This is a genomic window from Acinetobacter sp. WU_MDCI_Abxc222 (assembly GCF_025514755.1).
In the GTDB taxonomy this organism is placed as follows: Bacteria; Pseudomonadota; Gammaproteobacteria; order Pseudomonadales; family Moraxellaceae; genus Acinetobacter; species Acinetobacter geminorum.
Genome location: NZ_JAHPVG010000001.1, coordinates 509,544 through 535,784 on the forward strand (window position 1 = coordinate 509,544; position 26,241 = coordinate 535,784).

At 39.5% G+C, this 26,241-nt stretch carries 25 protein-coding genes; 5 read left to right on the forward strand and 20 right to left on the reverse strand.

The window, feature by feature from the left end; all coding sequences use genetic code 11:
* Positions 1-12: 12 nt before the first annotated feature.
* From phnW to KTJ10_RS02460, 6 genes are all read right to left on the reverse strand, one after another.
* Positions 13-1,200 (reverse strand): 2-aminoethylphosphonate--pyruvate transaminase, encoded by a 1,188-nt coding sequence (phnW, locus tag KTJ10_RS02435; RefSeq protein ID WP_262441422.1) that lies wholly within the window; start codon positions 1,198-1,200, stop codon positions 13-15.
* Between the two features lie 26 nt (positions 1,201-1,226).
* The gene (locus KTJ10_RS02440) at positions 1,227-2,381 is read right to left on the reverse strand and encodes a TIGR03364 family FAD-dependent oxidoreductase (protein ID WP_262441263.1); all 1,155 of its coding nucleotides are present in this window, start codon (positions 2,379-2,381) and stop codon (positions 1,227-1,229) included.
* Positions 2,382-2,482: 101 nt separating this feature from the next.
* Positions 2,483-4,192, reverse strand: coding sequence for a putative 2-aminoethylphosphonate ABC transporter permease subunit (locus tag KTJ10_RS02445; protein WP_262441264.1), 1,710 nt, complete (start codon positions 4,190-4,192; stop codon positions 2,483-2,485).
* Positions 4,186-5,388 carry an ABC transporter ATP-binding protein gene (locus tag KTJ10_RS02450; RefSeq protein WP_262441265.1) on the reverse strand — a complete coding sequence of 401 codons (1,203 nt, stop codon included), beginning with the start codon at positions 5,386-5,388 and terminating at the stop codon, positions 4,186-4,188. Before KTJ10_RS02450 ends, KTJ10_RS02445 begins: the two co-directional genes overlap by 7 nt.
* Positions 5,389-5,410: 22 nt before the next feature.
* Entirely contained in the window at positions 5,411-6,448 is a 1,038-nt protein-coding gene (locus KTJ10_RS02455) for a putative 2-aminoethylphosphonate ABC transporter substrate-binding protein (protein WP_262441266.1), read from the reverse strand.
* Positions 6,449-6,539: 91 nt separating this feature from the next.
* Positions 6,540-7,262 (reverse strand): UTRA domain-containing protein, encoded by a 723-nt coding sequence (locus KTJ10_RS02460; protein WP_032056467.1) that lies wholly within the window; start codon positions 7,260-7,262, stop codon positions 6,540-6,542.
* 1,245 nt (positions 7,263-8,507) lie between these two features.
* Here KTJ10_RS02460 and alr point away from each other — a divergent pair.
* Positions 8,508-9,800, forward strand: a complete 1,293-nt coding sequence (gene alr / locus KTJ10_RS02465; RefSeq protein ID WP_262441267.1) for an alanine racemase — start codon at positions 8,508-8,510, stop codon at positions 9,798-9,800.
* Between the two features lie 146 nt (positions 9,801-9,946).
* Here the strand turns inward: alr and pobA are convergent, their stop codons facing one another.
* A complete protein-coding gene (pobA, locus tag KTJ10_RS02470) occupies positions 9,947-11,161 on the reverse strand; it encodes a 4-hydroxybenzoate 3-monooxygenase (RefSeq protein ID WP_016144900.1) in 1,215 nt (404 codons plus the stop codon).
* Positions 11,162-11,302: 141 nt separating this feature from the next.
* Here pobA and pobR point away from each other — a divergent pair, with 141 nt between their 5' ends.
* Positions 11,303-12,118 carry an IclR family transcriptional regulator PobR gene (pobR, locus tag KTJ10_RS02475; RefSeq protein ID WP_017481527.1) on the forward strand — a complete coding sequence of 272 codons (816 nt, stop codon included), beginning with the start codon at positions 11,303-11,305 and terminating at the stop codon, positions 12,116-12,118.
* A gap of 56 nt (positions 12,119-12,174) precedes the next feature.
* On the opposite strand, the gene KTJ10_RS02480 is transcribed toward pobR, so the two are convergent.
* On the reverse strand, positions 12,175-12,771 hold the full coding sequence (locus KTJ10_RS02480; protein ID WP_262441268.1) for an NAD(P)H-dependent oxidoreductase: 597 nt from the start codon (positions 12,769-12,771) through the stop codon (positions 12,175-12,177).
* Positions 12,772-12,869: 98 nt separating this feature from the next.
* Here KTJ10_RS02480 and KTJ10_RS02485 point away from each other — a divergent pair, with 98 nt between their 5' ends.
* A complete protein-coding gene (locus tag KTJ10_RS02485; RefSeq protein WP_262441269.1) occupies positions 12,870-13,775 on the forward strand; it encodes a LysR family transcriptional regulator in 906 nt (301 codons plus the stop codon).
* A 62-nt stretch (positions 13,776-13,837) separates the two neighbouring features.
* Here KTJ10_RS02485 and KTJ10_RS02490 read toward each other — a convergent pair whose 3' ends face one another.
* The 10 genes from KTJ10_RS02490 to KTJ10_RS02535 form a co-directional block, all read right to left on the reverse strand.
* Entirely contained in the window at positions 13,838-14,221 is a 384-nt protein-coding gene (locus KTJ10_RS02490) for a carboxymuconolactone decarboxylase family protein (RefSeq protein WP_000064100.1), read from the reverse strand.
* Entirely contained in the window at positions 14,218-15,675 is a 1,458-nt protein-coding gene (locus tag KTJ10_RS02495; protein ID WP_057086187.1) for an NAD-dependent succinate-semialdehyde dehydrogenase, read from the reverse strand. Before KTJ10_RS02495 ends, KTJ10_RS02490 begins: the two co-directional genes overlap by 4 nt.
* 138 nt (positions 15,676-15,813) lie before the next feature.
* Positions 15,814-16,983 (reverse strand): hypothetical protein, encoded by a 1,170-nt coding sequence (locus KTJ10_RS02500; RefSeq protein ID WP_262441270.1) that lies wholly within the window; start codon positions 16,981-16,983, stop codon positions 15,814-15,816.
* Positions 16,984-17,008: 25 nt separating this feature from the next.
* Positions 17,009-18,415, reverse strand: a complete 1,407-nt coding sequence (locus tag KTJ10_RS02505; RefSeq protein ID WP_161282015.1) for a purine-cytosine permease family protein — start codon at positions 18,413-18,415, stop codon at positions 17,009-17,011.
* A gap of 38 nt (positions 18,416-18,453) precedes the next feature.
* Positions 18,454-18,597, reverse strand: a complete 144-nt coding sequence (locus KTJ10_RS02510; RefSeq protein WP_000934372.1) for a hypothetical protein — start codon at positions 18,595-18,597, stop codon at positions 18,454-18,456.
* A gap of 122 nt (positions 18,598-18,719) precedes the next feature.
* Positions 18,720-20,189: a (Z)-2-((N-methylformamido)methylene)-5-hydroxybutyrolactone dehydrogenase gene (gene tgnC, locus KTJ10_RS02515; protein WP_262441271.1), complete on the reverse strand. Its 1,470-nt coding sequence runs from the start codon at positions 20,187-20,189 to the stop codon at positions 18,720-18,722.
* An 11-nt stretch (positions 20,190-20,200) separates the two neighbouring features.
* On the reverse strand, positions 20,201-21,238 hold the full coding sequence (tgnB, locus tag KTJ10_RS02520; protein WP_001212562.1) for a flavin-dependent trigonelline monooxygenase oxygenase component: 1,038 nt from the start codon (positions 21,236-21,238) through the stop codon (positions 20,201-20,203).
* Between the two features lie 2 nt (positions 21,239-21,240).
* Positions 21,241-22,173 (reverse strand): flavin-dependent trigonelline monooxygenase reductase component, encoded by a 933-nt coding sequence (gene tgnA / locus KTJ10_RS02525; protein ID WP_002157209.1) that lies wholly within the window; start codon positions 22,171-22,173, stop codon positions 21,241-21,243.
* Positions 22,174-22,203: 30 nt separating this feature from the next.
* Positions 22,204-22,995, reverse strand: a complete 792-nt coding sequence (locus KTJ10_RS02530) for an alpha/beta fold hydrolase (protein ID WP_086355181.1) — start codon at positions 22,993-22,995, stop codon at positions 22,204-22,206.
* The gene (locus tag KTJ10_RS02535) at positions 22,964-23,566 is read right to left on the reverse strand and encodes an amino acid synthesis family protein (protein WP_262441272.1); all 603 of its coding nucleotides are present in this window, start codon (positions 23,564-23,566) and stop codon (positions 22,964-22,966) included. Before KTJ10_RS02535 ends, KTJ10_RS02530 begins: the two co-directional genes overlap by 32 nt.
* 152 nt (positions 23,567-23,718) lie before the next feature.
* On the opposite strand from KTJ10_RS02535, the gene KTJ10_RS02540 reads away from it, so the two are divergent.
* Together KTJ10_RS02540 and KTJ10_RS02545 are read left to right on the forward strand one after the other, a co-directional pair.
* Positions 23,719-24,381 (forward strand): GntR family transcriptional regulator, encoded by a 663-nt coding sequence (locus tag KTJ10_RS02540; RefSeq protein WP_005076670.1) that lies wholly within the window; start codon positions 23,719-23,721, stop codon positions 24,379-24,381.
* 62 nt (positions 24,382-24,443) lie between these two features.
* The gene (locus KTJ10_RS02545; protein ID WP_001277471.1) at positions 24,444-24,728 is read left to right on the forward strand and encodes a DUF1330 domain-containing protein; all 285 of its coding nucleotides are present in this window, start codon (positions 24,444-24,446) and stop codon (positions 24,726-24,728) included.
* Positions 24,729-24,795: 67 nt separating this feature from the next.
* On the opposite strand, the gene KTJ10_RS02550 is transcribed toward KTJ10_RS02545, so the two are convergent.
* Both KTJ10_RS02550 and KTJ10_RS02555 read right to left on the reverse strand, forming a co-directional pair.
* On the reverse strand, positions 24,796-25,440 hold the full coding sequence (locus tag KTJ10_RS02550; RefSeq protein ID WP_262441273.1) for a glutathione S-transferase family protein: 645 nt from the start codon (positions 25,438-25,440) through the stop codon (positions 24,796-24,798).
* 107 nt (positions 25,441-25,547) lie between these two features.
* On the reverse strand, positions 25,548-26,102 hold the full coding sequence (locus tag KTJ10_RS02555; protein WP_262441274.1) for a TetR/AcrR family transcriptional regulator: 555 nt from the start codon (positions 26,100-26,102) through the stop codon (positions 25,548-25,550).
* Positions 26,103-26,241 lie beyond the last annotated feature (139 nt).

Consider the following 26,241-nt stretch of genomic DNA (forward strand, 5'->3'; position numbering starts at 1 on the left):
TTTTAATAAAAGTTATGCTGTTACAGCTTGATTGAGATGGCTTTCGCAGTAGCTGGCAATCGCAGCAAGAAGTCCGTCAATGTCATGAATATAAACTTCGCCAATATTGCCAATACGGAAGCAGTTGAGATCTGTGACTTTGCCCGGATAAATCACATAGCCTGATTTTTTCAGCGTTTCATAAAATGACTGGAAGCTAAATGACTTGGCTGTTGGGTAAAGAAAAGTGGTAATGATGGGTGATTGTGGGCACTCTTCACCGAGTACCAATTCAAAGCCCAGTTGTTGCATACCTTGCGATAAGGTTTGCTGGTTTTGTAAATAACGTTGATAACGTGCAGCAACACCGCCTTCTGCCTCAAGTTCAAGCAATGCTTGATAAAAAGCACGCACCACATGGGTTGGCGAGGTAAAACGCCATTTGCCGTTATGCTGTTCCATCGTGTTCCACTGATCATACAAATCGAGGCAGACCGAACGAGCTAAACCTTTACATGCTTCTAGGCAATCACGCTTTGCCAAAATAAAACCAAAGCCCGGAACACCTTGAATACATTTATTCGCGCTTGAAATCAGGAAATCAATTTCAAGCTCAGCCATATCCATGGGCACACCACCAAATGAACTCATGGCATCTACAACCCAGATTTTTCCTGCTGCTTTTACTAAACGACCAATGTCTTGAATCGGGTTTAAAATTCCTGTGGTGGTTTCACAGTGCACACAAGCAACATGGCTAATGGCTTTATCTTCTAAAACGCGTTCAATCTCTTGTAAATCTGGTGTCTGGGTTTCTAAATAGTTCAGTTCTACAACTTCAATATTTAAGCAACGCGCCATTTGCACCATACGTGCACCGTATGCACCGTTATTGATAATCAAGATTTTGCCATCACGTGGAATAGCTGAACCAAGCACAGACTCCACAGCAAAACTACCACTGCCTTGCATTAACACAGCCGTATATTTTTCAGATTGGCTGGTTGCTAAGTTGACTAGACGGGAACGGATATCTTGTACCAGCGAGTTGTATTCTTGGTCCCAAGTACACCAGTCTTTTTGCATGGCACGGCGTACTGTTGCCGATGTTGATAATGGTCCTGGTGTGAGAAGCAAATACTTGTTCTCTAAATCCATATCGAGTTGGGGTTGCATGTTCATAATGGTACTCATTTCTTTCACGTTCATTTCAATATACATCAATCTGGTTTAAACCAGATGACAAACTAGTAAATATTTTCTTCTAATATTTCTTTCATAAATCCGGCCCCTGTGGTCATACCTTTGCCAGCAATTGCACTCACCAGAAAGATATTTTTTTCAGCTTCAGTGACACAGGCCAACTCATCTTCATGAGTCAGGTAATAACCATTCCAACGTTTTTGAATTGGAGGTAAAGTCAGCCCTAATTTTTCGTAGCAGTAGGTTTGAATAAACTCATTAATCTCTTCACGCTGCTCAAACTGCGGCGCTTCATCAATTGAATGATATTCGTGGCTATCACCTACGATGAGTTCGCCAAATTCGTTTTGTTTAATCAGAATATGAATACCGTATTCTTTAATGAAACCTTGTTGTGACGCTTTAACCAACTCCGCATGACTTGGGCAAATTTCAAAAGCCGGATAACGTGAAATAGATAAGCCTGAATAAAGAGAAGCATTTAATTTTTGGTGAAACCGTTGAGTCAGGGCCATTTGTAAGCCACAACGTTTCAGATTCAAGCTTCGTAAGAGATCTGGGTATAAAATATCGATGATTTCACCGTGACAGATCAAAACTTTATTTGCCCGATATGCCTCGCCACTTGCCAAGCGAACCTGACAAATTTCATGTTGATATTGGGTTTGAACGACACAAGCATTGGTATAAATCTCTACACCGTTTCTTTCGGCATATGCCAATAGTCGCTGCCCAATCACATGCGGTTCGACCGAATAATCTTCTTCAAAAACCAAGCCGCCTTGAAAATGCTGCGAAGGATTTAAATAGGAAAATTGGGTGACCAGCTCATCATGACTTTGTAAATGCACAGGTATTTGATAGTTACTTGCACACTCGGCAAACTCATTTAAAACCTGCCATTCAAGTGCAGTGTTTGCCAGATAGACACCTTGGCGTTGAGCAAAGGAAATATCGGTTTCAGCTTGAATACGCTGATAAAAAGAACGCGTTTCAAGCGCGTACTTTCGCCACTGTTGCTCTGGATGGGTTAAGGTCGATGTTCCAACCATGCCGAAATTACGACGAGTTGCGCCCACAGGTTGAGCATTTTTCTCAAAGATACAGACTTTTAAGCCTTGCTCTTGCGCTTGTATGGCAGCGGACAAACCTAAAATACCGGCGCCGACAACAATTAAATCAAACTTTGCGTTATTCATAAGACTTCCAATTTTCGAAATTTAGGATGAATAAACCCTTGCCTTGTTGAACAAAGCATTTCGTTTCAGTCGGTTAAATAAAAATTGTGTTTAGCTAAAACTTAATGGGAGCTTTCGCGCCATTGCTGACTTCTTGCCATAATTTTTCGGGTAAATAACCAGTGAATGAGTTTTACAACACACGAGGTGGTTAAAATGAGAATGCTCATAGCAACAGCAGCAACCGTGTCTCCTGCATCATCCATATTTAAAACCGCCACCGCCGCTAAACTGGTGTCTGGTGAATAGAGGAAAATGGCAGCCGATACAGTGGTCATGGCATTCACAAAAACATAGACCGATACATCGCATAGCGCTGGAAAACACATGGGCAAATACACTTTCCAAAAGGTTTTGCACTTCGATGTTCCTAAAGTTTCTGCTGCCTGATCGAGCTGTAAAGGAATCTGTTTAATGGCATTGGTTAAAGTGAGGTGTGGCACAGTGTAATAATGCACAATGGTTGAAATCACCAAAATGGTCATGGTTCCATACAGCACATTTAAAGGGTTGCTTTGCTGGTTAAAAAACAAAATATAAGCAATACCTAGCACCAACCCTGGTACAGCAAGGGGTAATAAAACCAAAGCTTGCACATAGTTTTTAATGAGTGGGTCTGCCTTAAAACGTTCGGTTAATAGGGCCACCATAAAAATCAGTGCTGTTCCAAAAACCGTACTGAAGAGTGCCATACGAACCGAGTTAAAGTACGCTGCCCAACCGCCGCCATCGACATATTCAAAGCTGTAATGTGCTAAGGTTAAAGACAAATCATAAGGCCAAGACTGAATGAATGAAGCCAGTACTGCCGTAAAGATAATGAGTAAAATCGCACCTGAAACCAACCCACAAAATAAGCTCAGAACGACTTCAAGTTTTTTGTTCGATGTTGAGATATAAGGTTTAGCCTGAAAAGCTTGAAAACGTGCATGGCGTTTGCTTTGAATACGATCGAAAATGAATACAAAAACTGCTGGTAACAACAATAAGATGGAAATTACCGCACCCATGCTCATATTTTGCTGACCAATAATCTGTTTATAGACATCAAGTGCCATCATATTAAATGAACCGCCAATGACTTTCGGAATACCAAAATCGGTTATCACATAAATAAAAGCCACTAGACTTGCGCTAATGAGTCCATAGCGAATTGCAGGTAATGTGACGTGGTAATGCGTCTTCCAGATATTTTTGCCGAGCGACAAAGATGCCTCTATTAAACGCTGATCGACACTGCGAAAAGACACCATCATCAACATCAAAATTGCTGGAAATAGCCAAAAGCAATAACTGATTAAAATACCGATTGGACCATAAATTTGTATATCGCCCAGTAAAGGTTTAAACACACCTTGCTTACCAAACAAATAAACCAATGCCAAAGATGGTAAAAGTGACGGCGCTAAAATGGGTAAAAAAGCGACCACTTTAAAGAAGCCTTTGCCTTTTATATTCACATTGGTGAGTGCAAAAGCATAAATACTGGCAAGAAATACTGTAATGACAGTAGCAGCACAAGCAACCCACATCGAGTTAAATATAGAGCTGAGTAAAGCTGGACTTGCAAAATAATTATAAAAATTTTCAAAGCCAACAAGATTTTGATTTTCATCAAAAAAAGCTGTTTCAAACAGCATCATTAAAGGAGCAATAATCGCTAAAGTCAAAGCGATTGCGACGGCAGCTGAAGCAATATTTGATCTTAATGAATATTCAGTTTTTCGACGCGGCTGTGTTTTTAAAACCGCTGAAGCAGCTTCATTTAACATAGTGCGTACCCTTGTTCGTCAAAGACATGAATGAGCTGATTAGGCACTTTTATAAACATGAGTTCTTGCAAAGATTTGAACTTGGTATTTTCAATTTCAATTTGCAAAAGGTGCTTTGCCTGCTCAATTCCATCAATATGAATAGTGCAAAACAAACGGCGTTTTGCGCCTAAAAACTCAGTGCTTAATACTTTAACTGGTAAATACAACGATTCTTTATCACTACCAAAATCATCAACCAACTCGACAGCTTCCGGTCTAAAACCAATGTTGTAGTTTTGCCCTGCTTTAAGTTTTTGCTGGTCCAAATTTAGAAGAATAAAACCTAAAACCTCGAGCTGATTGGCGACTGAACAAGTGGCAGTTAAAAAGTTCATGGTGCCAATAAACTTTGCAACGAATTGGGTTTGTGGCTTGTAATAAATATTGTGCGGTGTATCAATTTGCTCAATGCCCCCATGATTCATGACTACAACACGGTCAGAAATGCTTAATGCTTCTTCTTGATCGTGTGTGACCATAATGGTTGGCAGATTAAGCTGCGATTGAATCGAACGGATCTTTTGTCTTAGGTTTAGACGTACCTGAGCATCGAGTGCAGACAATGGTTCATCTAACAGTAAAATATCAGGCTTCGGTGCAATTGCCCGAGCAAGCGCAACACGCTGCTGCTGCCCACCCGACAATTGATTTGGATATTTTTTAGCAATATCGGGTAATTCAATCAGTTCTAATAATTGCTGAACTCGTTGACTACGCTGTGCCTTATCACATTTCTTTTTGTCTAAGCCAAAAGCAATATTTTCTTCAACGTTTAAGTTTGGAAATAACGCATAGTTCTGAAACACAATGCCACAGTGACGCTTTTCAGCACTCAACAACGTAATGTCTGTGCCCTTTTTTATGACTTTTCCATAATCAGGTTTTTCTAGACCCGCAATTATGCGTAGCAATGTGGTTTTACCGCATCCAGAAGGTCCCAAAAAGCTCACGAACTCGCCAGATTTCAGGTCTAAATTAATATGCGTTAGGGCCTGAAAGTGTTGGAACTCTTTTTGAATATCCACCACTTCTAAAACCGACGGACCATGTTCAGGATATTTATAAGTCGTTAATGTCGACAATAAATGCCCTGCTAACTCGACCTTTTGATTTTGACCTAGCAGCGATGACTGCAATAACGAAGGTATTTGCATAATGAGGCCCTTATCCCAAAGATCACTTTTCAAAATGCTTTGACCATTCAGCCAAAATACGTTCACGCTGCTCGGCCGCCCAATAAAAATCATTTTTTACGAGCATTTGAGGAAGATTTTTCGGGAAGTCCATAGTGGTATTTTCAATGCCTTTGTAGGCCACCATTGAAAAGTTATGGGCATAGGCTTCATTTGCCGCTTTGCTTACCGACCAATTTATAAATTTCTGTGCGCTACTTAATTTCTTGGTTCCTTTCACAATTGCTGAGGCTTCCATTTCCCAGCCTAAACCTTCAGTTGGATAAACCACTTCTAAAGGTGCACCCTCTGCTTTTAATTTAAATGCCGGATAGCCGAAAGAAATTCCAATTGGAATTTCGCCTTGTGCAGCCATCTTGCAAGGTTTTGAGCCCGAATGAGGATATTGTGAAATGTTTTTATCTAAAGCCTGCATATAGTCCCATGCCTGCTTTTCGCCCCAAATTTGCATCCAAGCCGTGACATCTAAATAGCCTGTGCCACTCGAAGCTGGATTTGGCATCACAATCAGGTTTTTATAAATCGGGTTGGTTAAATCTTTCCAAGTTTTTGGAATTGGTAACTTACGTTTTTCTAATTCGACTTTATTTACACAAATTGCAGATTCCCATGCATCCATACCCGTCCAAGTCGGTACAGGTTTTTGACTTACAAATTCTGGTTTTAAATTTTGCACCCCTTCAGGTTTGAAAGGCTCAAGCATGTCTTTCTTTTCCATGACCAGTAAACTGGTTAAAGCCACACCAAAAACCACATCCGCTTGTGGGTTTTTCTGCTCTGCCAAAAGTTTAGCGGTGATCACACCTGTTGAATCACGTACCCATTTTACTTTGAGTTCAGGATAGGCTTTGTGTAATTCTTCTTGGTACTGTTTGAGCTGGTCGGCTTCCACTGCCGTATAGACTGTAATTTCTTCTGAGTTTTTTGATGTTGCTGATGAACATCCCATTTGAATAGCGACCACTACACCTAAAACTGATGCAGTGCCGAGTTTGATTGTCTGTTGAACATACTGTTTCATCTGCAAACCATCGAATGCAATTATTTGATTATCGTATTTCAACAGCTTTATATGACAGTTTAATTAATCTGGTTTAAACCAGATTGTATTTTTATGCTCGCGCTTCGAAATGTAAATCTAAAACATCATGTAGCCAATATTCTTGGTCGACATCAGTAATCACGCCTTGTTCATTTCTATTACTACGACGAATATATAAACCCAGTGCGCCCACATTGACATGCAGTGCTTTGGCCTGCTGTTCCGATAAAGCGGTTGGATACAGATTAATGTCGGCTCTAGTGATATGGCAGTCATATTGATTTGCCATCAGTAAAGTAATCGATTGCTTAAGATCATGAGTTAAAAACTCAGGGAAAAACTCGGCATTCACCCGTAAATGCTCAACCAAAACAGGTCGTCCATTAATACAACGACGTCGCCAAACTGAATAAATCGGATGCCCTTTTTCAACTTTTAAATGCTTGGCATCCCAAGAAGTAGCCTGAGTCAGCTCACTCGAAATCACTTCTGTCGAAGGTTCATAGCCTTGTTCAATCACAAACTGATTAAAGTTTTTGGTAGATTGCGGGTGATAAATAATACGAGGAGAACGGACATACCAACCACGGCGATCTAAGCGATAAATCAAACCATCAGTTTCCAAAGCCAACAAAGCTTCACGTGCAGCAACACGAGTGGTTTGGAATTGTTCAGAAAGCACCCTTTCCGAAGGGAGTTTTGCGTGGGCTTTTAATACGCCAGATTCAATATCGTGGGCAATTGCATCGCGGATAGGAATATATTTAGGTATGCGAGCTTGGTCCTGTTCCATACAAACTTAGAATTTATAAATAAAGAAATTAATAGCAATATACTGAAAAAATATGACAAAAGCTTTTATTAATGCTGATCTTTTAAGCAAAACGCGTCCTATTCCACGCTTTTTCCAATTCATTTTTTCATAAAAAAATCGAGTGTTCACGCCTACAATAGCTTCTGAAAATTTTCCTTAGCTCATTTGTTCATCAAGAAAAATCGGCATCGCATAGCCATTACATCATATTTAGTTAGACACTTTTTAAGATAAAAATTCATATTTCTATACGGACTCTTACACAGGAATTGATGGTTTGCACTAAAAATCAATATCAGCCCTCCTATATTATATCCTTGTAGAATTAGAATAATATGATCAAGAAAAAGCCAAACCATCCTAAGCAATAAAAAATACACTCATCATCTTATATTTATAAAGTCTTAATATAAAATTATTCATTTAATAAAAACTAAAATATTAAGAAAACTCCTTAACTTCAAAACAAACATAAAATTTTAATTTAACCAAAATATTAAACAATAAATCGAATTAAAAAAAGAATATAAGACACACCAGTTCATTTATTACACAAAACCAAAACCAAACACCTACGGCTAAATAACATCCAATTATTCAATCAATCTAATTAATATTTTATTTATAAAATTTAAATTAACTTATTAAAAACTATTAAATATGACATTAGACGCTTAAAAATTGACATGACATAATCCAAAATTTTAAAACAGCTTTAATAAATAATAAATAAGCTTATGAAAAATATAGTAATTTTATTTTTTTGCATTTTATTTAATAAAATTACGGTTCTTTATTTCACCAATTTTATATTTTTTACCAACTGGTAAAAAATATAACCCAATTTATTTAAAAAAATAAAAAAATCTTATGTAATAATAAAGTTAATTATTTACCAAATGTTATATTTTAAAAAATTTTATTAAAAACAGCACCAATAAATAGATTAAAAAAATAACATTCAAAAAATTATAATAATTTTTCTTCTTGTTTTTTTATGAATGTATATTTAGATTTAATTAAGATTAATTGAAATTATACTTGCATTTTTTCAATTCAGTTTAAGCAAAATTAAACTTTACTTAATAGCGACTATAATATTTTAAGGAGAAAGTATTATTAAGACCAAATCGTGTGACATTTTAAATCAATTACATTTCAGTACTTAACCATAAAAATCCACCCAGCATTAAATTATATTTAGCCAGGAAAGATTAAAAACTCATGAAACTTAAAACAAAATTTTCTCATCTCGCTTATAGCTGTGCATTAATATTATTCGGTTCGGTGCAATTTGCTCATGCAGCGCCTTTACTTACTCCCCATGTTACAAATGAAGTAAGCCCTGCACCTACAGCAAATGCATGGATAGAAATTGATACTCAAGCTTTTGAAGATAATATTAAAAGGACAAATCAGTTACTTAATGGCAAAACACAACTTTGTATAGTCATGAAAGCTAACGCATACGGCCATAGTATTGACCTACTTATGCCAAGTGTTATGAAGTTAAACGTATCTTGTATTGGAATTACCAGTAATGCTGAAGCGGCTATGGTGCGCAAGCATGGCTATAAAGGCAAAATTACACGTTTACGTACCGCCACAGATAGTGAAATTATCAATGCACAGGCGTTAAATATTGAAGAGCTTTTAGGTAACTATGACCAAGCTGCCCGTATGTCTAAATGGGCAGAAGCGAACAATACAACTGTTCATTACAGCTTGGCTTTGAATTCAGGCGGTATGGACCGTAATGGTCTTGAAATGGCTACGGCTCTAGGCAAAGAACAAGCTGTGGCGATCACCAAACTTCCCCATCTTAAAATTGACGGCATTATGACCCACTATGCCGTAGAAGATGAAAAATTTGTTCGTGAGCGTCTGGCGCAATTTAATGAACAAACTGCATGGTTGATTAAAAAAGCCAAACTTAATCGTAAAGAATTAACATTACATACCGCTAATTCATTTGCTACTGTAAACGTTCCTGAATCACATTTAGATATGGTTCGTGCAGGTGCAATTATATATGGTGATTTTCCTAATCACCCTGAATTTAAAGGCATGATGGCATTTAAAACACAAATTGCCGTGGTTAATAATTACCTGAAAGATTCAACTGTAGGTTATGACCAAACCTATACTTTGAAACGTGACTCTAGACTCGCAAACCTCCCTGTAGGTTATTCGGATGGCTACCGTCGTAGTTTTAGTAATAAAGCTTTTGTATTAATTAATGGACAAAAAGCGCCAGTAGTTGGTCGAGTATCAATGAATACTGTTATGGTTGATGTAACAGATATTCCAGAGGCAAAAGCAGGTGATGAAGTTGTATTATTTGGTCATCAAGGCAATGCAGAAGTTAAAACGAGTGATTTAACGAGTCTTACAGGCCACATTTTGACAGAAGCCTATATCCCTTGGAGTAACTCTAATCCACAAGTGGTTAAACCCCTTCAATCTCAGCAACAAGTGATATTAACCAATAATAAAGTTGCGGCAAAGGCCAACTAAACTTTAGGTGAATTGATAAGTAGCCCTATATTCTAAAAAGTATTGGGGCTACTTTTAGCTGAATCACATCTTTTAAGCGATTTCATTCCATCCAATTCTTATAAAAAAAAGAGCATTTGCATGCTCTTTTTATTTTTATCTAGCCTTTAGCTTGCGTGCTTAAAACTATCAATTTGCTTAATCTCATAAGGCAAACCGACATAGTTTTCGGCCAATGTGGTTTTACCTGCAATCGATCCAAGCACATAACTTAACTCGGCTTGTTTAATCTTATGATCAAACTCACTTTCAGTTTCAAAACGATGCAATAAATGAGTCATCCACCAAGAAAAACGCTCAGCTTTCCATACACGTTGTAGGCATTTTTCTGAGTATTCATTTATACCTTGCTCGGAACCTTCGACATAATATTCAACTAGCGCACTTGATAAATAAGCAATATCAGAAGCTGCGAGATTTAAGCCTTTTGCTCCTGTCGGTGGAACAATATGCGCAGCATCGCCAGCTAAAAATAGTTTTCCGAAACGCATTGGCTCGGTCACAAAGCTACGTAACGGCGCAATACTTTTTTCAATAGAAGGTCCTGTGACTAGCTTTTCACGGCTTTCAGGGTCTAGACGGTTTTTTAGCTCATCCCAGAACTTTTCATCTGACCAATCTTCGACGTGATCTGTTAAAGGAACTTGTAAATAATAACGGCTACGCGTTTCTGAACGCATACTACATAAAGCAAATCCACGCTCTGACTGTACATAAATGAGTTCATCGGCTACAGGTGGCACATCGGCCAATACCCCTAACCAGCCAAACGGATAAACTTTTTCAAAGGTCTTAATTTTATCTTCTGGCACGCTGGCACGGCAGACACCATGGTAGCCATCACACCCTGCTATAAAATCACACTGAATTTGAAAAGCTTTACCTTGATACTCAAACTCAACTTTTGGTGCCGTGTAAAAATCTTTGACTTGTACATTTTGAGCTTCATAAAATGAAGTGAGCTGCTCTGCTTCACGCGCAGTCATTAAATCTTTAGTCACTTCGGTCTGACCATATACGGTTACTTGTTTGCCACCCGTGAGTGCTGCCAAATCAACGCGATGCAATTCACCATTGGTTAAGATTTCGATGCCCGAATGTGGTAATCCTTTTTCTTTTAAGTTTTGGTCAACGCCTGCTTGTTTAAGTAAATCGACCGAAACTTGCTCTAAAATTCCTGCACGAATCCGTGAAGCCACATATTCAGCACTACGTTGCTCAACAATAATATGGTCGATGCCAGCTTTATATAGAAGTTGCCCAAGCAATAACCCTGCTGGTCCAGATCCAATAATTGCAACCTGTGTCTTTAAAATATCCATAACTTCATCCTTGTTTCATCCTGACTTTTAAATTACTGGCTTTAAGTTTTGTGCACTATGTATCCAAGACGAAAATAACCGTTTATCATTTAGTTTGTCCGAATAGCGGACAGAAACAACCAAAATAACAGGAATGAAAGGATGTCTTCTCTCGATGCTTTTTTAGAGCACCCGAACTCGCATGAGAAAATTCGTCAAGAAGATTACATTGCAGGGTTAGCAAAAGGCTTGGCTTTGCTGGAAGCTTTTGGAACAGATCGCCAGCGGCTCAATGTCACTCAAGTGGCTGAGCGAACCGGTATTAGCCGTACAGCGGCAAGGCGTTATCTAAAAACTTTAAAATACTTAGGCTATTTAGAAACCGATGAACATTACTTTTGGCTCACGCATCGCGTGCTGCGCTTTTCAAGTTCTTATTTAAGCTCTGCCCACCTGCCTAAAGTTGCTCAATCATTTTTAAACCTTTTGTGCGCGCAGACGTCTCTGACTTTCTCAATTGTGGTATTAGACGATAACGAAGTGGTGCCAATTGCGCGTAGCTATTTACCGCAGCAAGATAATTTACGTGTAAGCCCTTATGGCATGCATTTAGGAAACCGACTGCCTGCCCATGCCACGTCTACAGGTAAAGTATTGCTGGCTGCACTACCCGAAGAAGCTCAGCATACGTGGGTAAAAAATTATGGTTTAAAACGCTTAACCCCGTTTACCATAGTAGATGAGTCAAAGTTTTTTGAAGTGCTTAAGGGCATTTCCTTATCGGATTATTGTCTTTCTAAAGAAGAACATGAGCTTGGCGTAATTGCGATTGCAGTGCCTGTATTTAATGCGCAAGGTCAAGCGATAGCTGCGCTTAACTGTATGTCTCAAACCAACCGTGTACAAGAAGACTATTTGGTTCAGCAGATTTTGCCATTGCTACGTAACACGGCAAATGAACTTAGAAATGTAATTTAAATAGACTTAGAAACTCTTGTCATTAATTAGAGATACAAGAGTTTCAGCTCATGATTTTAAATGGCGAATTCTTTCACTTGCTGGTTTGCCAGATCTAATGCATTGCTGCTATAGGCCTGCATGTCTAAGCCTTCTGCATAGATAAATTCAACCTCATGAATACCCATTAGCCCTAACACCGCTTTGAGATAAGGCGTGACTGCCTCAGTTTCTTGGCCAACATGAATACCACCCCGACTACTTACCACCACCGCTTTTACCCCTTCCACCAAGCCTTGAGGATAAGTTTCGGTATAGCGGAATGTTTGTCTTGCGCGTGCTACTAAATCAAACCAGTTTTTAAGTTGAGTCGGAACATTTAAGTTGTACATGGGTGCGCCAATAATGAGTAAATCAGCACTTTTTAATTCGGCAATCAATTCATCAGACAAAGCAACAATTTGTTGAATGTCTTGATTTACATTTTCAGCCCCACGCAGTGCCTGAAAAATTGCCAGATCTAATACAGGCAGGTTCATTTCAGCTAAATTGCGTATGGTGATGTCATCTTGCAAACCTTGGTCTTTTCGATGTTCAAGCATTACATCAATTAGGCGATTGGTTTGTGAAATCTCACCCATAATGCTGGATTTTAATACCAATATTTTAGCCATGACCATCTCCACGTTTTTGATGAAGCCATATTAACTCCACAATAAATTCAACAGTGGTGATATTATTTCTTATCATTGGTTCCTTTTAGGCAACAATCATGCAACATGAACTCAGTGCAATTTCTATATTTGTGACTGTGGTTGAAGCTGGAAGTTTTGTAAAAGCTGCCGAGCAATTGCATTTAACTCGCTCAGCCATAAGTAAAAATATTGCTCGGCTTGAAGATCAGCTTGGCGTTGCTTTATTTAAAAGAACAACACGTTCACTCAGCATGACTGACGAAGGTGCTTTGTTTTATGAGCATAGCCGCCGAGCGTTAAGTGAAATACAAAATGCGGCGGCGTTATTAGACCAAGGGAAAATAAATGCAACAGGCCGTTTACGAATGTCTGTGCCAGTGCTTTTCGGTCAACTCTTTGCTGCCCCGCTCATGGTTAAATTTGCTCAACAGCATACCGACTTACAGCTAGAAATTTCATTTAATGATCGAAATGTAGACTTGGTTGAAGAAGGTTTTGATTTATGCATCCGCATCGGAGCGTTACCTGACACCACTCAGCTCGTTGCCAAACCGATTGGTGAACATCGAATGCTACTTTGTGCCTCACCTGACTATTTAAATGAAGCAGGTCCTCTAGAACATATTGAAGACTTAGACCACCACGCCACGATTGCCGATTCGCATTTTGGTCAAATGCAAAAATGGCGACTTCAAAAAGAAAATAGCCAGCCTTTCTTTATTAAGCCCAAAGCAAAACTTCTTTTAAATGACTTACAAGCCATTAAAAATGCAGCCCTTGCTGGAGCTGGTATCGCTTGGCTACCTGATTGGCTCATTCAAAATGAATTACAGGATGGTAAGCTCGTACAAGTGTTAGAAACCATGTCGAGCATTGCTTTTCCGATCCATTTGGTATGGCCTACACTGCCTTTTATGCCACTCAAAACCCGCCTTGCAATTGATTATTTAGCGCAGCATTTACCACCTGAACTGAACAAATAAGCTTAAAATAAAAAAGCCTCGTTCACTTGAACAAGGTTTTTTTAATTATTCAAAGGCAACGTTTATTGCTCAGATTCAAATTCTTTAATTGCCTCTTTAGCAATACGAAAGCTATCTACAGCAGCAGGCACGCCACAGTAAATTGCAACCTGTAAAAGCACTTCACGAATTTTCTCTTTAGGTACACCATTTCGAAGTGCACCTTTAACATGTAGTTTTAATTCATGCGGACGATTTAAAGCTGAAATCATTGCCAAATTAATTAAACTACGCTCAGGCTTACTTAATTCTTCACGCCCCCAAACAGCTCCCCAGCAATATTCAGTGACTAACTCTTGAAGAGGAAGATTAAATTCATCGGCATTGTTGATTGAATTATTTACATATTCTTCACCAAGAACTTGTTTGCGGATTGCTAAACCCTTTTCAAATTTTTCATTACTCATATATTCAATCCTCCAAACAAGGTGTATTTAATTTCCAGATAATCTTCAATACCGTATTTAGAACCTTCACGTCCCAAACCAGACTGTTTAATTCCACCAAAAGGCGCAACTTCATTTGAAATAAGGCCTTTATTAATTCCGACCATGCCATACTCAAGCTGTTCACTCATTCGCCAAGCACGGCCTAAATCTTTGGTATAACAATATGCGGCTAAACCAAATTCAGTTGCGTTGGCCATTTCAACAGCTTGTTGCTCGGTTTCAAATTTAAACACGGCTGCTAGTGGACCAAACGTTTCTTGAGTTGCCACATCCATATCAGCGGTAACATCTGCAATCAGTGTCGGTTCAAAAAACAATTCACCCGCTTTATGCTTTTTACCACCAACCACAAGACGACCATTTTTATCTAATGCATCTTGAATATGAGTTTCAACTTTTTTCACCGCATTGGCATTAATTAATGGCCCAATGTCATGCCCTGCTTCTAATCCATTACCAATATTAAAGTTTTGAATTTTTTGGCTTAAGGCAGCAATAAATTTTTCATAAATGCCTGCCTGCACTAAAAATCGATTGACGCACACACAGGTTTGCCCTGCATTTCTAAATTTAGCAATGAGTGCTCCCTCAATTGCTGCATCTAAATCGGCATCATCAAATACAATAAACGGCGCATTGCCACCCAACTCTAAGGAAACTTTTTTTAAGGTTTTTGCTGAACGCTCAAGCAGCATTTTGCCGACTGGTGTTGACCCAGTAAAAGTAAACTTGCGTACGACATCACTTTCAAAAATCGCATCACCAATATGAGCTGCATCGCCTGTAATCACACTAAAAATTTCAGCAGGTACACCCGCTTGCACAGCTAAGTCCACTAAAGCCAAAGCAGTAAAAGGTGTTTCAGGTGCCGGTTTTACAATACAAGGACAACCTGCCGCCAAGGCTGGAGCAACCTTACGCGTAATCATGGCAGCGGGAAAATTCCACGGCGTAATGGCTGCAACGACACCAATAGGCTGTTTATTTACGACAATACGAGCATCGGGATATGGACTCGGAATAATATCGCCATACACTCGTTTTGCTTCTTCGGCAAACCATTCAATAAAACTGGCAGCATATAAAATTTCACCTTTGGCTTCAGCTAAAGGCTTTCCTTGCTCACTCGTTAAAATAAAAGCCAAGTCATCTGCATTTGAAATGATTAAATCGAACCATTTTTTTAAAATAATTGATCGATCTTTTGCTGTTTTATTTTTCCATAGCGGCCAAGCTTCTTTTGCAGCTTCAATGGCACGTTCAGCTTCAGCTTTGCCCATATTAGGGACAGTACCAATAATCTCTAATGTCGCCGGATTTAAAATTTCGGATGTTTGTTGATGGTCTGCATCGCACCACTTTCCAGCAACAAAGGCTTGCTGATGAAATAAAGCGAGTTCATTAAGCTGCATGATCATTATCCTGTTGAGATCTTCTGCATTGATAGTGGAGCGATATATAAATTAAATTGCTCACCATCAACTTTGTATTATGGCATACCAAAAATTAATTTAAAAAAATTTTCGGTATGCCCGAATGCTTAAGTGTATTTAGAAATAATAAAACAGCGTTAAGTTAAGCAACTTATTCCACTGGTTATCATCCCCTTTTGCCAATGAATCTTGAGTTCCCCCAATGAATGGGTCATTTTTACTCATGATGTATTCAGCCACCAAAGATAGCTGTTTATCGTCAATAGACACACCAATAATATTACGGACCGAATCTTTCATATTGTCCTGATCTTTATCATACTGACTGTACATAAAGTACGGCGTAATGTTTCCGATCTGCTTAACATCTTTGAAAGAGTAGCCCACATCTGCCGTATAGAACGTTCCTTTATTCGCGACATAATATTCACTGTCGTAGGAACCCATAAGTGACTGATTAGGGTTGAGCTGATCCTGATTAGTTACGTCATTTTTACCACCTGTAAGGGTCACATTAAAATTGCCATAGTTGGCTTTACCAAAAAGTGCCCATGCATGACGGCGGCCATCACTCGAAGCGGCTTTATTTTCAATATCCGATGTCCAATATGAACCACCGAGCTGTGTGGTTAAACCATTAATTCCAAGATTTACATCTTGAGTCACTCGGCCTACCCACATGTTCTTTTCTTGCAAATCGGTTTTATTCGGATCATTTGAACTCACGTAGTTTGCTGTATAGCGACCTGAGTCTTGGGTAGAACCTCTGTAGTTTCCACCATCTACCGCAAAATAACCCACATCAAACTTGGTTGCTGACGGCAATTCAAAGTGATAACTCAAACCAAGATTATGAACATCTTCTAAACCTGCGGTTGTGCTGATACTTCCATATAGGCTATTGCCCCAAAAACGGCCCGGCCCAAATGGAATCGGCTGAACACCTGCCACCACCTGATCTGTTTTATTTAATTTGTATCCTACATAACCATCAACCAACGTAGAAAAATCACATAGACGGTCATATTGATAACAACGATATTCCGCGTGACCAAATAACGATCCACGCTCGTAGTCCAGTTTTAACTGCGCAGCATCAAAACGAATTTTTTGATCAGAAACTGACTCTCCATAGTGTTTATCTTGATAATTAGCGCGAACATAGCCCGATACGGTGAGCTTACCGTATTCACCATCGGTATCTCCAAAACTTACACCTGCGTAACTTGGATAGATTACGGCCATCAATGCTGTGCTTAGAGCCGCTTGTAAATAACTTTTTTTCATTGTGGGATTCCTTTCACTACAATGCTTATTGAGGTAATTTTGCGTTTAATGCCGGTGCTGAACATTTAATCTTTCCTAGATTAAAGACGTAATACACCGCCAGACTCACCACCAATCCAATAACCCATGAAATATCCGCATCCGGAATTACATCGGCCAATGCACCTGTGAAAAACGCATTTTTTAAGAATGGAATTTGTACCGCAATCCCAATGAAATAAGCTGTAAGCGCTTTTGCATTAAATTTGCCATAAATACCACCATCACGTGCAAAGATGGATTGAATGTCATAAGACTTTTTATTCACGACATAGAAATCTAGTAAATTAATAGACACCCATGGCACCAAAATAAATAACAGCGCAAAAATCACATTCAAGAAGAAACTAATAAAGTTACTTGATGCCCAAAGTGCCGTTAAAGTCGCTAGAACTAATACAATGATTGATAACACGACTCGGATATTTCGACTTGGCATCCATTGCCCTGCAAAAGTCTGAATTGAGGTAATACAAGACAGAACCGCACCGTATAGGTTCATGGCATTATGACCAATGATATTGCATAAGAACAAAATCATAAGAACATAACCGAATAGCCCAGTACCCGACTTTACCGCTTCCATGGCATCTGTGGTTGAGCCAATGCTGACCGCAATCGTACCAAATGCCATTGCAAAAATAGTTCCTAACGATGCGCCTAAATAGGTAAAGATAAATGGCTTATAAATACCAATCGACTTCGGTAAATATCGTGAATAGTCAGAGGTATAAGGTGAGAAACTAATTTGCCATACCGCACACAAACCAAACATGGCAAACCAGCCTTTCATATTGAAAGAGCCTTTAGCAAGTACATCTGCATTAATATGCGGCACCATAATCATGAGGCCGATGAGCAACGAACCACCCATAAACCAAGTTCCAATTTTATTGAACTTATGAATAAAGTGATAACCGATCACGCCTATGGTAGTTGCTGCAATTGCGCCAATCACGGTCGCGGTCGGCACAGGAATAGCAGGAACAACGGTATGAAGGGTTTTACCTGACAAAATAATGTTAGAGATGAAAAAACCTAAATAAATGAGGGTGGTAAACATTACAACCAGCAATGCCCCATAACGCCCGAACTGCGCACGGCTCTGAATCATTTGAGGAATGCCGACCTGGGGGCCTTGTGCAGAGGTTAAAGCTAAAATCGCTGCACCAAAAAAATGTCCGCAGCAGATCGCAAGCAATGCACTTACAATATTCAGGTTAAAGGTTAAAATTGACATTGCACCCGTAATCACGGCGAGCGGTGCAATATTGGTACAAAACCATAATGTGAATAGATCGCGAACTTTTCCATTACGTTCAGAGGGAGCAACATAATCAATGGAATGACTTTCGATGGCGAAAGCATTATTGCTATTTTCGTTTTGGCTCATATCCTTAATCTCTCTTTGAGGAATTCATTTCCTCAACATCAAAAAATCTGCCCAGCCAAAGTCATTTCAATATGACTCGGCTTCATTTTTTTATTTCCTTTTACAAACAGCTCATACCTCTGTTTGTGTTGTTTTAGCCAAGAAAAAGGTAAAGCCAGTCCAATCAATACTTGATTAAGCATCGATACATCTAGTTTTACGTTTTCAACTATTTAAAGCTTTAGGCGATTGCTAAGTTTGACTGATTCATTTTTTCATCCTTGAAATTAAAATCCCGTTATATTTTCATACCTCAAGTCATGACTTATCTCATGACAAATGGGTCATCAATTGGCTCATCTGAGGTACGTAACCAAACTGTTTTGGTGGTGGTGTAATCTAGAACCGCATTTGCGCCACCTTCCCTCCCATGTCCCGAAAGCCCATGTCCACCAAAAGGCGCAAGTGGAGAAACCGCTCGGTAAGTGTTTAACCAAACAATTCCCGACCCAATGACTTTTGTCATGCGGTGCGCACGGCTTAAATTGGTGGTAAAAACGCCTGCTGCCAGCCCGTAAGGCGTGCTATTGGCTTTTTGCACAGCTTCCGCTTCATCTTTGAAACTATCTACCGATAACACCGGACCAAATAATTCCGTGGTAATGCAATCTGCTTGAGGTGCATTGGTACAATCTAAAATGGTCGGTGGATAGTAATAACCTGCTCGCTCAAGGCTTTTACCACCAGTAAGAAGTTTTGCACCTTGCTGGATTGAGCTTGCAATGACTTGCTCAATTTTTTGGCGCTGGCGTAAGGTACAAAGTGGTCCAAACTCGGTTGCCATCTCATGAGGTAAACCAATTTTTATGGTTTGTACACGCTCAACCAAACGCTGAACAAATTCATCTTTAATGCTTTCTTCAACCAGTAAACGTGATCCTGCTACACAACTCTGCCCTGTGGCCGCAAAAATAGCAGCGACCTGAGCATTTACCGCACTTTGAATATCTGCATCAGCAAATACAATAAATGGTGATTTACCACCTAATTCGAGTGAAACTTTTGCAAGATTTTCAGCCGAGTTACGCACAATGTGCCGTGCCGTTTCTGGACCACCTGTAAACGCAACATGGGCAACATCAGGATGACTACTCAACACGGCGCCACATTCAGGCCCGAAACCGGTAATCACATTGACCACTCCTGCCGGGAAACCCGCTTCATGGACTAATTTGGCAAAGGCTAACAATGGTCCAGGGCCGTCTTCAGAAGCTTTTAGCACGACGGTACAACCTGCCGCTAAAGCAGGCCCTACCTTCACTGCCGATAGAAATAACTGACTGTTCCAAGGAACAATTGCAGCAACCACACCTACTGGTTCACGAACAATCCATGCTTGCATGTCTGCCTTATCAATTGGTAGAAAACTGCCCTCTAATTTGTCGGCAATACCTGCATAGTAGCGATAATATTCAGCGACATAGGCAATCTGGCTCGATGTTTCACGAATAATTTTGCCCGTGTCACTGGTTTCAATTTGAGCAAGTTGCGATGCAGCTTTTTCAATTAAATCAGCCAATTTATAGAGCAATTTACCGCGCTGGGAGGCCGTTAAACCTGCCCACTCCGGTGCTTTTAATGCCTGAGATGCCGCTTGAACTGCTCGGTTGACTTCATCGGTTCGAGCTTCCGGCATGTGTGCCCAAACTTCACCTGTTGCAGGATTAATACTTTCAAAAGTCGCTGCACCAGATTCAAACTGACCATTAATATAAAGCTGAAAATCTGCTGTCATGATATTCACCTCTATGCAAATGCCGGCATAACTTCATTGATCATACGTTCTAATGAGGCTTTTTTACGTTCAAAGCTCATGCCTGTATCAATCCAGAAAGAATATTCGTTATAGCCCATCGCTTCATAGGCTTTTAAGCGATCAATGACTTCTTGGGCTTGCCCAATCACGTTATTTTTGCGCATCGCCTCAGGTGTATAAAAAGGATGTGCAGCAATTTCTTCAGGGCTTAAAGGTGCAATTAAACCTTGATGAATTTCACGCTCATTTTTAAACCAAGCGCCGAAATAGTTATAGAAGGTATTGATTTCATCTGCTGCCAGTTGAGCATCTTCTTCACTATCTGCCACATAGGTATGGCGGAGCAACATAATTTCCGGACGCGGTACATCACTGAACTTTTCACAAGCTGCATTGAAATGCCCCATGAGCTTTTCAACTTCTTCGTCACCTAAATGCAAAGGCGTTACTTGTACATTACAGCCATTTTGCACAGCAAATTCATGGCTATTTGGATCACGAGCAGCAACCCAAATTGGTGGGTGCGGTTGTTGAAGCGGTTGAGGTGCCGAGGTGGTTTTTGGAAACTGCCAAAACTCACCGTTATGCTCATAATCGCCTTTCCAAAGGTTTTTAATCGCAGGAATCATTTCACGTAAACGCTGACCAGCACTCCATGCATCCATGCCCGGAACCATACGTTCATATTCAAACGAATAGGCACCGCGAGCAATACCAATATCTAAACGGCCATTGGTAATAATGTCGGTCATTGCAGCTTCACCTGCAAGTTTAATCGGATGCCAGAATGGCGCTACCACCGTGCCTGTACCTAAACGAACATTTTTGGTTTTATTAGCTAAATCGACCAGATTTAAAAATGGGTTTGGTGCAATGGTAAAGTTCATGGCATGGTGTTCGCCTGTCCAAACCGCATGCATACCGCCACGGTCTGCAATCTGACAAAGCTCAATCATTTCATCATAAAGCTGTTTCTGAGTTTGCTGATCAGAAACACGTTCCATATGCACAAATAATGAAAAACGCATGATTAAACTTCCTCTTTAACGATTTGACGAACTGTACCTGTTGTCTGATTTCCGTAATAAACACCATAAGTTTTCAAATGGTTTTCTTTGCGATAGCGCATCAACATACTTTCTAAAGCGCTGTCTACAAACTCTAGCTTTTCAAGATCATTTAAATCGACAAACTGACCTTTAGTGGCTTGAGCTACGGGTGTGTTGCATAAAAATGAAATATATTGCTGCTGGTTTTCAACGTTTTCATATACAGAATAAATGAAGTTGGCAGAAGCATCTGGCTGATATTGTGCAAAGATTTTCTCAAGCGCTTTATCAGCACCATCTTTATCTACCATGACATGTGGAATAGTCCATTTATGATCGGCAGTTTCTTCAAGCAAAATAGTATTTTCATGACCAATAATTGCACTCATCACCACTTTAGGACCAGAGATGACCTCGGCAGAAAGTTTAGCTGGTGTGAAATATCCACCACGATAATAACCAAGACCTGCAAAACCTGTCGAAGCAAAATCCTCAACTTTACCAATTAAAATGGCGTGGTCACCTGCATCGACAACTTGGTAGGTTGTACAGTCAAACCATGCACTGACATGATCGATCAGCGGATTTTGGCAAGTGCTTTTTGACCATGAAATATTTGCAAAACGGTCTTCGCTTGGACGAGCAAAAGTATTTGAAACATCCTTTTGCTCTTCTGCCAAAATATTGATTGCAAAATGAGTGGTATTTGCAAAGTTATGATAATTGCTTGATGTCTTGGCAATACTCACTAGAAGTAAAGCTGGGTCCAAAGACACCGAAGCAAAAGAGTTCGCTGTAAAGCCAAGTGGTGTTCCATCTTCTTTACAGGTTGTGACCACCGTAACGCCTGTCATAAATGACCCGAAAGCATCACGAAGTTCACGCATTTTATTGATAGTATCCATTTCACTCATTGTTATATTCCTTCAGCAATGTGTGGCAAATTAAACGCTGGTTTCCAACCACGCTTGCATTGCATTATTCACTTTGTCAGGTGCAGTTAAGTTCACCATGTGACGTTCATTTTCAATGACAATTGCAGTGCCATGCTTTGCCTGTTTTGCCATTTGCACAGCCATTTCTGCAGTTGAATTCGGATCATCCGTTCCGGTCAACACCAAAGCAGGACAAGTGATCTTTGACCAGTCATCTGCATAGGTTTCATCGCCTTGCGCAAAAGCAGAATATGCAGTGGTATAACCAGACAAGTCGACATTTTCGAGCCAAGTTTTTACTTTGGCTGCTGCTATACGCTCGACTTCGCTTTCGCCAAACCAGCGCTGTAGCGGAGTCTCGACATCAATACGGCCTGTTTTTAACTCTTCAGCTCTTTGGATGACTGCATTACGTGCCTGTGTTGTACGTTTATATACTCCATTGAGCACCGCCATTCGTTTAACCAAATCAGGTCGGGTAACGCTAACCCCTGTCGTAATCAGTGATCCCATTGAATGTCCTGCTAAATTTACAGGTCCTAGATTTAAGGCTGTAATAAATTCGATGGTCCATTCAACAAAATCTTGTAATTTTGCGTCTGCCGGTAATTTGGTACTTTGACCATGTCCCGGCATATCCACTGAAATTACATGATAATGTTTAGAAAAATATTCAATTTGTGGATACCATGCCGCAGCTTGCATTCCCACTCCATGGATCAGAACCAGAGGCTCTCCTTCGCCTTGCTCAAAATAGTGAGCTATACGGTTATTTGACAGCTGCAGGGTTTTTGACATCATGACCTAACTCTTCCAAATCTTTATAACGATCACCAATACGATGATGTGGTCGACCACCTGTTGCTGCACCAATCACAACAACCAGCTCATCGGCAGCAGGTGCATCTGGAATTGCAAATTGCAATGTTAAGTAATGAGAACGACGGCCTTCGTCATTTTTATCCATCATTGGAATTAAAATCGGCGCGTTTGCTGGGCCACGGGTATTGTTAAATGCCAAATAAGATTTCGCACCGACAGCACTACGGTAAGTATTACCAAAATGTAAGGTGTGAATTAAAGCTGATGCATGCTCAAGTTCACCATTTAAGCCCACCACTGCACTTTTGCCAAAAGCTTCAACGGCATCACCTGAACCCACTTCATCAAGAATAAGTTTGGTTAAATGCTCGCTTAAGATTGGCGCAATGCGGCGAATTTCCGGTGTTAGGTTTTCTACATAACCTTGCCCTGCCCACGGGTTTTTAATGACCGCTGCGGCTGCCACCATTTTTAAAGGCTTTGCGGCTTCTTTGCCGCCATCTACATAAGTGGTTTCTACGTGAAGCACTGTTTTACGTATGAGTTTCATTGCTCTTCCTTGCAAGTAAATTATCTTGTCATTCGTATTATGGTATACCATAATACATACTGAAAAAAAAGCAAGAGTTTGCTATGCTAATTTTTATTGAAAAACATGTGATGAAACTCAACATGTTAAAAAACAGGAAAATTTAATTATTTATGAATCTTAAAATTGAAAACCCGCCCGTAACTTTACGAGAGCTGTGTTTAGATAAAGTGCGTAATGCCATTATTACAGGCTATTTCCCTTCAGGAAAAAGACTGGTTGAAAGAACATTATGTGAAGAACTCGGCGTGAGCCGTTCTGTGGTTCGCGAAGTGATTCGTTATTTAGAAGCAGAAGGTTTAGTCGAGATTTTGCCAAATAAAGGCCCTATTGTTTCGCTACTTAACTGGGACATCGCTTCACAGATTTATGAAATTCGTCTCTTGTTAGAGCAAAGCGCTGTGGCTGACTGCACTAAAAACCTGGATGAGAAAACTGCTGAAAAATTAAAGCTTCTATTAGAAGATCTTAAAGCTGCTTTTGCTGCCGATGACATCAATCTGATTATTGAGACCTCAACCCAGCTTTATCAAACCATCTTTACTACAGCAAACCATCATATTGCTTGGGAAGTGGTACAACGCTTAAATGGCCGAATTAGCCGTCTTCGTGCCATGACCATGAAATCAACAAAGCGTGAAATTTCAGGTTATCAACGTATTAAAAATATGTGTGAAGCTATCTACCTTCACAAAGACCCTGAAAAGGCAAAACAAGCGGTTGCTGAACATATTGCCGAAGCTGCTGCTGTCGCAAAAAATATTTTAGATGCCTGAAATCACAAGTTTTAGGAAAAGGTAAATAAACCTTTATTGAATGAATTATAGGGAAATACGATATGTCTGCTTACTGGATTGCTCATGTCACCATTCATGATATGGAACAATATAAACAATATATGGCCACTGCTCCGCAAGCTTTTCAAAAGTACGGCGCCAAGTTTCTTGCGCGTGGTGGTGCCTCAGAAGTTTTAGAGGGACAAGAGTTTGAACGTCACGTGGTCATTGAATTTCCAGATATGGAAACTGCACGTGAATGTTATTTTTCACCTGAATATCAGCTTGCCAAAAGTAAGCGCCAAGGCTGCTGTGATGTTATGGTGAGTTTTGTTGAAGGGATCTAAATTGCTGAATTGATTTCTCTGCTTGAGAAATCAATTCTATTTTTAAGTGCTTAAGGCCATTTCGTTTTTAGGCATTGGTTTGGTGATGAAGATTTTGTTCTATAGACATGGCTTTTTGCCAGCTTTCTAGGTTTTCGAGACCTTTTACATATTGCTCAATATTGAGATATTTTGACCGAATATTTAAAGAATTAATTAGACCATAGACTACGAAACCAATCATAAAATCTGCACCCGTTAAGCTATTGCCTACTAAGAATTTTTTGCCTACTAATTGTTGATCTAAATATGAAAATACTTTATCCAACTCAACATGCGCATATTGGTCCAAGAACTTTAATTGAGTGCCATTTTTTAACTCAATCGAATTAAAAATATTTAATAAATATGGAACCATAGCCGAACTTTCTGAAAAATGAACCCATTGTAAATAATCAAAATAACTGTCTGAATCTTTCGCGGGCATCAGTTGAGGAGCAAACTTTTCAATCAAAATTTCTACAATTGCACCTGATTCTACAATTACTTTTCCATCGAGTTCAATCACTGGTGATTTTCCTAAAGGATGAATATTTTTTAATTCTTGAGGTGCAAGATTTGTAGTTTTATCTCGAAAATAATTTTTTAATTCATAAGGTTGATTAATTTCTTCAAGTAACCACAGAATGCGAAATGAGCGTGAAGCATTTAAATGATGAAGAATAATAGACATTAATTTTCTCTTTTAAACTAGAAGGCCAACAAAGTAAGGCCTCACTATATAGATTAGTAGACGACCGGTCTAATATTTTTTGTTATCAGCCCAGCATTTTACATCACCTACCTAAACTGCATAAAAAAACAATCCAACACCTTTTCCCGATCAATTGCCCCATCTGAACTAAAAAGCTGAATGATTGCGCCTTCGATCATATATAAAAATAGTTTGGCGTCTTGAAAAGTTGCATCGGTTTTTAGTTTTATAAGCTGGCTATAGATTTCATTCAGCAGCCATGTGCGATATCTCACTGCGGTGATATAGGCTTTTGGATAGGTCAGTTTCGTTTCGAACATGGCTTTAAATAATAGGTAGTACATCCCCTCTACATCGGTATGTAAGAAATAAAGCTGTTTGAGTTTATCGGTCGCGCTTGTGCCTTGGGCATACTCAACAATTGAGACCACTTTTTCTTTTAATCGTTCTTTCTGGACGATCAAACAGATTTCAATAAACCGCTCTTTTGAATGAAAAAAGTTATAAAAAGTCGCTTTGGTAATTTCACATTCTTTGACGATTCGATCTACCCCAACGGTATGAAAGCCACGATGTTGAAATAAATCAATCGACTTGTTGATGACTTGTATGGCACGGGAAGAAAGCACTAACTTTGGCATAGTTTTACCGTTATAAATTCTTGTTGTTTCTAAATGAGATAAAAAAGCCTGTGCCCTTTTTGGGAGAAAAAAGGCACAGCAAAGTCCATAAGACTGTGCTTGGCACATCTCAAGTTTTGTTTTGCTAAGTTTTAAGTAA

What these genes read in the sequence shown, in the direction of transcription:
- KTJ10_RS02455 (WP_262441266.1), bottom strand. Translation starts at nt 6,448, where the DNA reads ATGAAACAGTATGTTCAACAGACAATCAAACTCGGCACTGCATCAGTT.
- KTJ10_RS02495 (WP_057086187.1), bottom strand. Translation starts at nt 15,675, where the DNA reads ATGCAGCTTAATGAACTCGCTTTATTTCATCAGCAAGCCTTTGTTGCT.
- KTJ10_RS02500 (WP_262441270.1), bottom strand. Translation starts at nt 16,983, where the DNA reads ATGAAAAAAAGTTATTTACAAGCGGCTCTAAGCACAGCATTGATGGCC.
- KTJ10_RS02490 (WP_000064100.1), bottom strand. Translation starts at nt 14,221, where the DNA reads ATGAGTAATGAAAAATTTGAAAAGGGTTTAGCAATCCGCAAACAAGTT.
- KTJ10_RS02445 (WP_262441264.1), bottom strand. Translation starts at nt 4,192, where the DNA reads ATGTTAAATGAAGCTGCTTCAGCGGTTTTAAAAACACAGCCGCGTCGA.
- pobR (WP_017481527.1), top strand. Translation starts at nt 11,303, where the DNA reads ATGTCTTCTCTCGATGCTTTTTTAGAGCACCCGAACTCGCATGAGAAA.
- KTJ10_RS02555 (WP_262441274.1), bottom strand. Translation starts at nt 26,102, where the DNA reads ATGCCAAAGTTAGTGCTTTCTTCCCGTGCCATACAAGTCATCAACAAG.
- phnW (WP_262441422.1), bottom strand. Translation starts at nt 1,200, where the DNA reads ATGTATATTGAAATGAACGTGAAAGAAATGAGTACCATTATGAACATG.
- KTJ10_RS02485 (WP_262441269.1), top strand. Translation starts at nt 12,870, where the DNA reads ATGCAACATGAACTCAGTGCAATTTCTATATTTGTGACTGTGGTTGAA.
- KTJ10_RS02550 (WP_262441273.1), bottom strand. Translation starts at nt 25,440, where the DNA reads ATGTCTATTATTCTTCATCATTTAAATGCTTCACGCTCATTTCGCATT.
- alr (WP_262441267.1), top strand. Translation starts at nt 8,508, where the DNA reads ATGAAACTTAAAACAAAATTTTCTCATCTCGCTTATAGCTGTGCATTA.
- KTJ10_RS02460 (WP_032056467.1), bottom strand. Translation starts at nt 7,262, where the DNA reads ATGGAACAGGACCAAGCTCGCATACCTAAATATATTCCTATCCGCGAT.
- KTJ10_RS02450 (WP_262441265.1), bottom strand. Translation starts at nt 5,388, where the DNA reads ATGCAAATACCTTCGTTATTGCAGTCATCGCTGCTAGGTCAAAATCAA.
- KTJ10_RS02540 (WP_005076670.1), top strand. Translation starts at nt 23,719, where the DNA reads ATGAATCTTAAAATTGAAAACCCGCCCGTAACTTTACGAGAGCTGTGT.
- tgnB (WP_001212562.1), bottom strand. Translation starts at nt 21,238, where the DNA reads ATGCGTTTTTCATTATTTGTGCATATGGAACGTGTTTCTGATCAGCAA.
- KTJ10_RS02510 (WP_000934372.1), bottom strand. Translation starts at nt 18,597, where the DNA reads ATGCTTAATCAAGTATTGATTGGACTGGCTTTACCTTTTTCTTGGCTA.
- KTJ10_RS02505 (WP_161282015.1), bottom strand. Translation starts at nt 18,415, where the DNA reads ATGAGCCAAAACGAAAATAGCAATAATGCTTTCGCCATCGAAAGTCAT.
- KTJ10_RS02545 (WP_001277471.1), top strand. Translation starts at nt 24,444, where the DNA reads ATGTCTGCTTACTGGATTGCTCATGTCACCATTCATGATATGGAACAA.
- KTJ10_RS02530 (WP_086355181.1), bottom strand. Translation starts at nt 22,995, where the DNA reads ATGATGTCAAAAACCCTGCAGCTGTCAAATAACCGTATAGCTCACTAT.
- pobA (WP_016144900.1), bottom strand. Translation starts at nt 11,161, where the DNA reads ATGGATATTTTAAAGACACAGGTTGCAATTATTGGATCTGGACCAGCA.
- KTJ10_RS02535 (WP_262441272.1), bottom strand. Translation starts at nt 23,566, where the DNA reads ATGAAACTCATACGTAAAACAGTGCTTCACGTAGAAACCACTTATGTA.
- tgnA (WP_002157209.1), bottom strand. Translation starts at nt 22,173, where the DNA reads ATGAGTGAAATGGATACTATCAATAAAATGCGTGAACTTCGTGATGCT.
- KTJ10_RS02440 (WP_262441263.1), bottom strand. Translation starts at nt 2,381, where the DNA reads ATGAATAACGCAAAGTTTGATTTAATTGTTGTCGGCGCCGGTATTTTA.
- tgnC (WP_262441271.1), bottom strand. Translation starts at nt 20,189, where the DNA reads ATGACAGCAGATTTTCAGCTTTATATTAATGGTCAGTTTGAATCTGGT.
- KTJ10_RS02480 (WP_262441268.1), bottom strand. Translation starts at nt 12,771, where the DNA reads ATGGCTAAAATATTGGTATTAAAATCCAGCATTATGGGTGAGATTTCA.